The sequence below is a fragment of the Deltaproteobacteria bacterium genome, assembly GCA_003696105.1.
Classification (GTDB): Bacteria; Myxococcota_A; Polyangia; order Haliangiales; family J016; genus J016.
The window spans coordinates 1-6,663 of the sequence record RFGE01000082.1; the positions used below are offsets into that span (position 1 = coordinate 1).

The 6,663-nt window shown below is 72.0% G+C and carries 7 protein-coding genes; all 7 read right to left on the minus strand.

All coding sequences use genetic code 11. The features are described 5' to 3' along the window. Nucleotides 1-895, minus strand: an 895-nt coding sequence (locus tag D6689_05210; GenBank protein RMH43400.1) for a hypothetical protein, incomplete at its 3' end; no start/stop codon positions are given. Beyond that, nucleotides 892-1,881 (minus strand): flagellar motor switch protein FliG, encoded by a 990-nt coding sequence (locus D6689_05215; GenBank protein ID RMH43401.1) that lies wholly within the window; start codon nucleotides 1,879-1,881, stop codon nucleotides 892-894. The genes D6689_05210 and D6689_05215, both read right to left, overlap by 4 nt. Then, nucleotides 1,878-3,500 (minus strand): flagellar M-ring protein FliF, encoded by a 1,623-nt coding sequence (gene fliF / locus D6689_05220; protein RMH43402.1) that lies wholly within the window; start codon nucleotides 3,498-3,500, stop codon nucleotides 1,878-1,880. The genes D6689_05215 and fliF overlap by 4 nt, the downstream gene beginning before the upstream one ends. Nucleotides 3,501-3,508: 8 nt before the next feature. Next, complete coding sequence (gene fliE, locus D6689_05225) at nucleotides 3,509-3,814, minus strand: flagellar hook-basal body complex protein FliE (GenBank protein RMH43403.1); 306 nt, start codon at nucleotides 3,812-3,814, stop codon at nucleotides 3,509-3,511. Nucleotides 3,815-3,817: 3 nt separating this feature from the next. After that, a complete protein-coding gene (gene flgC, locus D6689_05230; protein ID RMH43404.1) occupies nucleotides 3,818-4,240 on the minus strand; it encodes a flagellar basal body rod protein FlgC in 423 nt (140 codons plus the stop codon). Nucleotides 4,241-4,247: 7 nt separating this feature from the next. After that, a complete protein-coding gene (gene flgB, locus D6689_05235) occupies nucleotides 4,248-4,637 on the minus strand; it encodes a flagellar basal body rod protein FlgB (GenBank protein RMH43405.1) in 390 nt (129 codons plus the stop codon). 385 nt (nucleotides 4,638-5,022) lie between these two features. Further along, nucleotides 5,023-6,390 carry a sigma-54-dependent Fis family transcriptional regulator gene (locus D6689_05240; GenBank protein ID RMH43406.1) on the minus strand — a complete coding sequence of 456 codons (1,368 nt, stop codon included), beginning with the start codon at nucleotides 6,388-6,390 and terminating at the stop codon, nucleotides 5,023-5,025. Nucleotides 6,391-6,663 lie beyond the last annotated feature (273 nt).

Below are 6,663 nucleotides of genomic sequence, written 5' to 3' on the forward strand. Positions count from 1 at the left end.
CGCCGTCGCTCTGCGCGGCGGCGGTCGCGGGCATCGCGGCGTCCTCGGGCGCCGCGTCCTCCTGTGCGGCGTTGTCGTGTGCGGCGTCGTCCCCGGGTGCGGCGTTGTCGGGCGCGGCGTTGTCGGGCGCCGCGTCCTCGTGTGCGGCGTTGTCGTGTGCGGCGTTGTCGTGTGCGGCGTCGTCCCCGGGCGCGGCGTTGTCGGGTGCGTCGTCCCCGGGTGCGGCGTCGTCCGCGCACGGCCCCGCGAGCCCGCCGGCGTGCGCCACGGCGTCGACGAGCGCCGCGCGAACGGCTTGCAAGCGCGTGGCGACCGTCCCGTCGATCACGCGGTCCGGCAACTCGAGCACGAACTCGCCGGGCGCCATCGCCGCGTCGACCTCGATGCGCAATCCGCCGCCGGCCGCGTCCGCCGCGAGGTCCGGGCGCGCCGCCCGCAGCGCACGCGCGTCAGCGGGCGCCAGCCGCACGGCGGTCGGGCGTCGCGCGGCGTCGAGCGCGCTGGCGACCGCGTCGACCGCGCGCGCCGGATCCGCCGCAAACGCCGCGCCGACGACCTCGCGCGCCACCAGCAGGGCGATCTCGACCACCTCCTCGGCGAACGCGCGCTCGATGCGCCGCTGCGCCGCCGCGAGTCGCGCGAGGCCGTCGGCATACGCCGCGCGCGCGGCCGACAGCTCGGCGCGCGCACGCTCGGCCTCGACGCGAGCCGCGTCGCGCGCGGCCGTCAGTTCGCGTTCGCGCTCCGCCGCGGAGACGTCCGTCGCCGGCTCTTCGGGCGGCGCCAGCCACGGCCGCGTGCCGGTCGCCCGCGCGTCCCCCGGCGCCAGCGCGTCCGCGAGCGACACCGTCGCGCCGGCGCGCGCGCCGAATAGCGGTGCGGCGCGCGCGCTCATACCATCTCCTCCCCGTTGCCCGGCATGGAGATCTTGCCGTCCGCGGCAAGTTGCATCGCCGTGTCGATGATCTGCCGTTGGGCGGCCTCCACCTCCGACAGCCGCTTGGGCGGCATGAGCTCGAGATCCTCGCGCATCGACTCTGCGGCCCGCTTGGATACGGCGCCGAGGAACACCTCGCGCAGCTCGTCGCTGGCGGTCTTGAGCGCGATGAGCATCTGCTCGGAGGACACCTCGCGCATGAGAGCCTGCAGCGACCGCTTGTCGAGGCGCGACAGATCCTCGAACGTGAACATCGCCTCGCGGATCTTCGGGACCAGGTCGGCGTCGAGCTCCTCGAGCCGTTCGAGGGTGCGGTCGGAGTCCTCGGCCGGCATCTGGTTGATGACGCTCGCCGCGAACGCGAGACCATCGAACTCGCGTCCCTCGCCGTCGTCCGACGTGGCCGCAGCCAGCGATTCCGCGAGCGCCTCGGACGCGATCGCGACCGCGCGCTCGGGGATCTCCTCGATCGACGTGATCCTCCGCAGGGCGTCGACCCGGTCTTCGTCCGGCATCGCGAGTAACACTTCGGCGGCGCGATCGGGCGGCAGCTGAGATACGACGGCGGCCGCGACCTGAGGATGTTCCTCGCGCAACATGTCGGCGAGCACCTGTGGGCGCGCCGCTCGCAGCCGTTCGATCGCGGCGGGCGGGATCACCGGCGGCGAGAACACGCGGCTCGCGCGGTCCGGTCCGAGCGCCTGAATCGTCAGCTTGCGCACGTAGTCGCTGCTCGCGTGCGGCAACACGGGACCGGCCAGCTCGCGCTCGAACTCTTCGAGCGCCGGCTCGAGCAGGTCCGCGTTCAACGGTTCGTACTTTTCGACGGCCTGGGCGAGCAGGCGCAGGTCGTCCTCCTCCATCTGGCGCAGCACGAGCGCCGCGACGTCTTCGCTCAAACCGAGGATCACGAGAGCGGCTTTTTGCGCTCCGGTGAGGTTCATCGGCGACCTCCTGCGACGAGCTTTTCGTCACCGCGCAGCCATGCCTGCAGCACCATCGCCGCGCGCTGTGCATCCTGGCGTGCGGCCCGGGCGACGCGGTCGAACACGGGCGGGGCGGACAGCGCCGGGATCGCGTCGCCGCCGTCGCCCGGCTCCAGCCCCGCGGCGTCGGGCGCCGCGGTCATCGCTCGTTCTACCGCGGCGATCGGCGCCGGCAGGCGGAGCACATCCGGCTGCTGCTTGCGCTTGCGGCGGCGCCGGAGCAGCGCGAACGCCAGCGCGAACAGCACCAGCGCACCCGCGCCGGCGCCGATGAGCAGATGCGGCGGCAGCGGCAACGGATTGGCCTCCGCCGGCGGCGGCTCGGGCGGCTCGGGCAGCGGCGCGAACGGTACGCTGTGGACCTCGATGCGGTCGCCGCGCTCCGGGTCGACGCCCGCCGCTTCGCGCGCGATCGCGGCGATGCGAGCCAGTTCCTCGTCGTCCCGCGGCACCGGCGCCGCGTCGTCGCCATCGCCCGGCTTGTAGTCCACGAGCACCGCGACGTGCAGGCGCTCGACCCGCGCCGGCGGCCCCTCGGTACGCGTGACGACGCGGCTCACCTCGTAGTTGCGGGTCTCGGCGACCCGGGTCGCGCCGGGGCCGGCGGCCGACGCCGGCGCCGGGGTGCCCGGCAGGTTGCCGCGCGCGCCGGCGATGCCGCCGACCGTGCCGGCGTCGCCGAGGCGCTCCGAGGTGATCGCCTCGCTGCGCACCACGGGGCTGTCCTTGTCGAAGCGCTCTTCGGTCTTTTCGTAGCGCTCCTGGTTCATGTCGGCGGTGACCACGACCGACACGTGGCCGGGGCCGACGACCTTTTCGATCATCGACCGGACGCGACCGGCCAGGGTCTCCTCGATGCTGCGCTGGGCCTCGAGGTGGGTCGCGTCGGCGCTGGCCGACAACACGTTGCCGCGGTCGTCGACGACCACGACCCGGTCGGGCGTGAGGCCTTCGACGCTCGACGCGACCAGGTTGACGACGCCGCGCACTTGCGCCGGCGACAGCGTGCCGTTCAGCCGCAGCGCGACCGACGCCGACGGCGGGTTGTCGACGTCGCGGAAGACCGAGCGTTCGCCGAGCGCGATGTGAACGCGCGCCGACGCCACCGCATCGAGCGAGCTGATCGTCCGGGCGAGTTCGCCCTGCAGTGCCCGCCGATAGTTGATCTGCTCGACAAAGCTGGTGGTGCCGAACGACTGGTCGTCGAACACCTCGAAGCCGACGCCGCCGCCGCGGGGGACACCGTCGGCGGCCAGCGACAGGCGCACCTCGTGGACGCGGGCTGCGGGCACCTCGATCGCTCGGCCGCCGGCGGCGATCTGATAGGGAACGCCCATCGCCTGCAGGCGCTGGACGATGTCGCCGGCGTCCTCGGGCGACAGGCCGGCAAACAGCGTCTCGTAGCGCACGCTGGGCTCGCTGCACGACACATATCCGACGGCGCCGAGCGTGCCGACGACCGCGGCGACGAGAGCGATGCGGCGCCCGGGCGACAGCTTCGCCCACAAAGCGCGCAATTGATCGACCAGCTGCGGCTTCGATTCGAGGCGTTCGCGTTCGGTGTCCGGAGTCGACATCGGTCAGTTCACACGGGCGTCCGCATCAGCTCGCGGTACGCTTCGATGGCGCGGTTCTTGAGCGTGATGGCGAACCGCACCGCCACGTTGGCCTTCGACGTCGCGACCATCACCTCGTGCAGGCCGACCGACCGATCGCCGTCCGCGAACCGGGTCGCCAGGTCGTCGGCCGTGCGCTCTTGTTCGGACGCGCGCTCGAGCGCGTCGGCGAACGCATCGGCCAGGTCCACGTCGCCGGCGCGAGCGGAGCCGGCGGTCCGGTCGACCGGCGGCAGCGAACCGGCGGACGACGCGAGGTGAACGGGGGTGGCCATCGGTTACCGCCCGATCCCGATCGCGCGTTCCGCCATCGCGACCGACGTGCCGAGCGCCGTGACGCCGGCCTCGTAGGCGCGCGATGCGGTGATCATGTCGACCATTTCTTCGACCACGTTGATGTCCGGGTAGGCGACGTAGCCGTCTGCGTTCGCGTCGGGGTGGCCGGGGTCGTACTCGTAGCGCGGCGGTGCGCCGTCGGGCTGGATCGCGGCGACTTCGACGGCGCGCACCGCGCCGGCGAACGAGCCGCTGGCGCCCGGGACCGACTGGGATCGAAGCACGACGTTCTTGCGCTGATACGGGCCGCCGCCGGCCGTGCGCGTGGTCTGGACGTTGGCGAGGTTCGACGACGCGACGTTCATGCGCACGCGCTGTGCGCTGAGGCCCGACGCCGAGATCTCCATGGCAGTGAACAGATCCATACGCACCTCATCCGATTCCGTCGCCCGCCGCGTAGCGCAGCAGCGCGATCTTGCGCGACACGAGTTCGCTCACCGCCGCGTAGCGGACGCGGTTCGCGTCGATCTTGGCCAACTCGCGTTCCAGATTGACGGCGTTGCCGTCGGCGCCGACGCTCGCGGAGCCGCTGTCGACCACGCGCGTGTCCGGCGCGAGTCCGCCGGCCGCCATGTGGGCGGCCGATGTGCGCCGCAGCGGCAACCCAGTTGTACCGGCACCGGATACGCGCTCGAGATCGACCGGCCGGTAGCCGGGCGTGTCGACGTTGGCGAGGTTGCCCGACAGGACCGCATGGCGCTCGCGGTGAAACGTCAGCGCCTGGGCCATCCGGTCGACTGCGCTGAACCACGTCCGCATCACCCGGGGGAGAAAGCAAGCCGTGCGCCAGCGCTAACAGCGCGAGATTGCGCGGTGGCGGCCCCGCGCTGTCGGCGGGATTGACGGCGCCGGCGGCGGGCCGCCGGCGGGTGCGGCCACGCGACAACCAGACGGGTTCGCGCGGGCGGCCGGCGGCGCATCGCCCGAGGACCCGGCGAGGAGGAGCGGACGGTCGAGGCGATGGCACTGCCGCCTGCGCGCCGGCGGGCCGGCAGCCTACGTGCCAGGCGGCCGGGGGGTCGCCCGGCTGCCGCCTGCGCGCCGGCGGGCGTTGCGCGCAAAAAAAATGCCGCCGCTCGTCGGGGCGGGCGGCGGCGGGCCGTCGGGGGACGCGGCGCCGGCGCGGGGCCTCCGGTCGTGGAGGTCGTCACGCCGACATGTGCTTGCGGATCTTTTCGACGAGAGTCGTACGGTTGAGCCCGAGCAGACTCGCGGCCTCGGTGCGGTTGCCGCCGGTGCGCTGGAGTGCTTCTTCGATGTAGCGGCGCTCCAGCGCGTCGATCGCCGCCCGCAGGTCGAGGTTGTCGCCGATCGGAGCGGCGCTCTGCACGGGAATGTTCGGAACGGTCCCGCGCGCGAACTTGAGCGGAATGTCTCGCGCGGTGAGCTTCCCGGAGCGTCGCAGCAGCACCGCGCGCTCGATCGTGTGCATCAGTTCGCGGATGTTCCCCGGCCAGCGATGGCGGCGGAGCGCATCCAGCGCGTCGGCCGTAAGGCCCGTGACGTTGCGGCCGTTGCGCGCGCTGGCGCGAGCCACGAATGCCTCGGCCAGCGCCGGGATGTCGTCGATGCGCTCGCGCAGCGGCGGCAGATGCACCGGGATGACCGCGAGCCGGTAGTACAGGTCCGCTCGGAACTTGCCCTCCTCGACGAGCTGCTCGAGGTCCTTGTTGGTCGCGGCGACCACCCGGATGTCGATGCGGACGTGGTCGTTGCTGCCGATCGGCGCGACGGTCCCTTCTTGCAGCACGCGCAAGAGCTTGGCCTGCGCCGCGAGCGGCATGTCGCCGATCTCGTCGAGAAACAGCGTCCCGCCGTCGGCCGACGCGATGCGGCCTTCGCGCGCCGTCACCGCACCGGTGAAGGCGCCGCGGGTATGCCCGAACAGCTCGGCTTCGATGAGCGATTCCGGGATGGCGGCGCAGTTGAGCGCGACGAACGGGCGGTCGCGACGCGGGGAGGCGTCGTGGACGGCGCGCGCGAGCAGCTCCTTCCCCGTACCGCTTTCGCCCGTGATGAGCACGGTCGCGTCCGAGTCGGCGACGTTGCGGACGACGTCGAGGACGTTGCGCAGCGCCGGGCTGTCCCCGAGGATGTTCGGCGCGTAGCGCTCGCGCCACGCATCGAGATCGGCGCCACCATCTTCGGCCCCGTCGATGAACTGCTGGATGAGCGCGTTGAGCCGGCGATGGCCGACCGGCTTTTCGAACACGTCGAGGCAGCCGGCGCGCGTGACGGCGACGACCGTCTGGGTGTCCGCGGTCCCCGTGATGCAGTACGGCGCGCTCACCCGGCAATGCCGTACCGCGTACTCGACCACGTCGGCGCCGTTGCCGTCGGGCAGATCGTAGTCGACGAACGCGAGGTCGAACGTGCGGTGGTCGAGCCACTGGAGAGCTTCCGCGACGTCGCCCGCCGAGCAGACCTCGTGACCCGCGCGTTGGAGGGCGCGTTCATAGGTGCGGCGCAACGCCACGTCGTCTTCCACGAGCAAGATCGCCAGGTGTGCCGCCATGCCGCGCGACCTTTGCGAAAAGCGATCCAACAAGCACGCTTATGTATGTAATACACCTTACTTTGATGTCGCTGCGTGGTCTTACGAACGCAAACTGCCGCACAGTGGGGGCTGTGGCTAACCACATACAACCATCTGAGAATGCAGGAGAATCCGGATTAGAAACCCCGCCTGGGTCGTTTGCGACCCGGAGGCATGGGTCATGGCTGACCCGCCAGGTCATCAATGACCCGGAACGCGAGGACTGAAGGGTTGCGCGCCACGGTCGAATCA

Excerpts from the sequence above, each read along its gene's own strand:
- D6689_05215 (RMH43401.1), bottom strand. The coding sequence starts at position 1,881 with ATGAACCTCACCGGAGCGCAAAAAGCCGCTCTCGTGATCCTCGGTTTG.
- fliF (RMH43402.1), bottom strand. The coding sequence starts at position 3,500 with ATGTCGACTCCGGACACCGAACGCGAACGCCTCGAATCGAAGCCGCAG.
- fliE (RMH43403.1), bottom strand. The coding sequence starts at position 3,814 with ATGGCCACCCCCGTTCACCTCGCGTCGTCCGCCGGTTCGCTGCCGCCG.
- flgC (RMH43404.1), bottom strand. The coding sequence starts at position 4,240 with ATGGATCTGTTCACTGCCATGGAGATCTCGGCGTCGGGCCTCAGCGCA.
- D6689_05240 (RMH43406.1), bottom strand. The coding sequence starts at position 6,390 with ATGGCGGCACACCTGGCGATCTTGCTCGTGGAAGACGACGTGGCGTTG.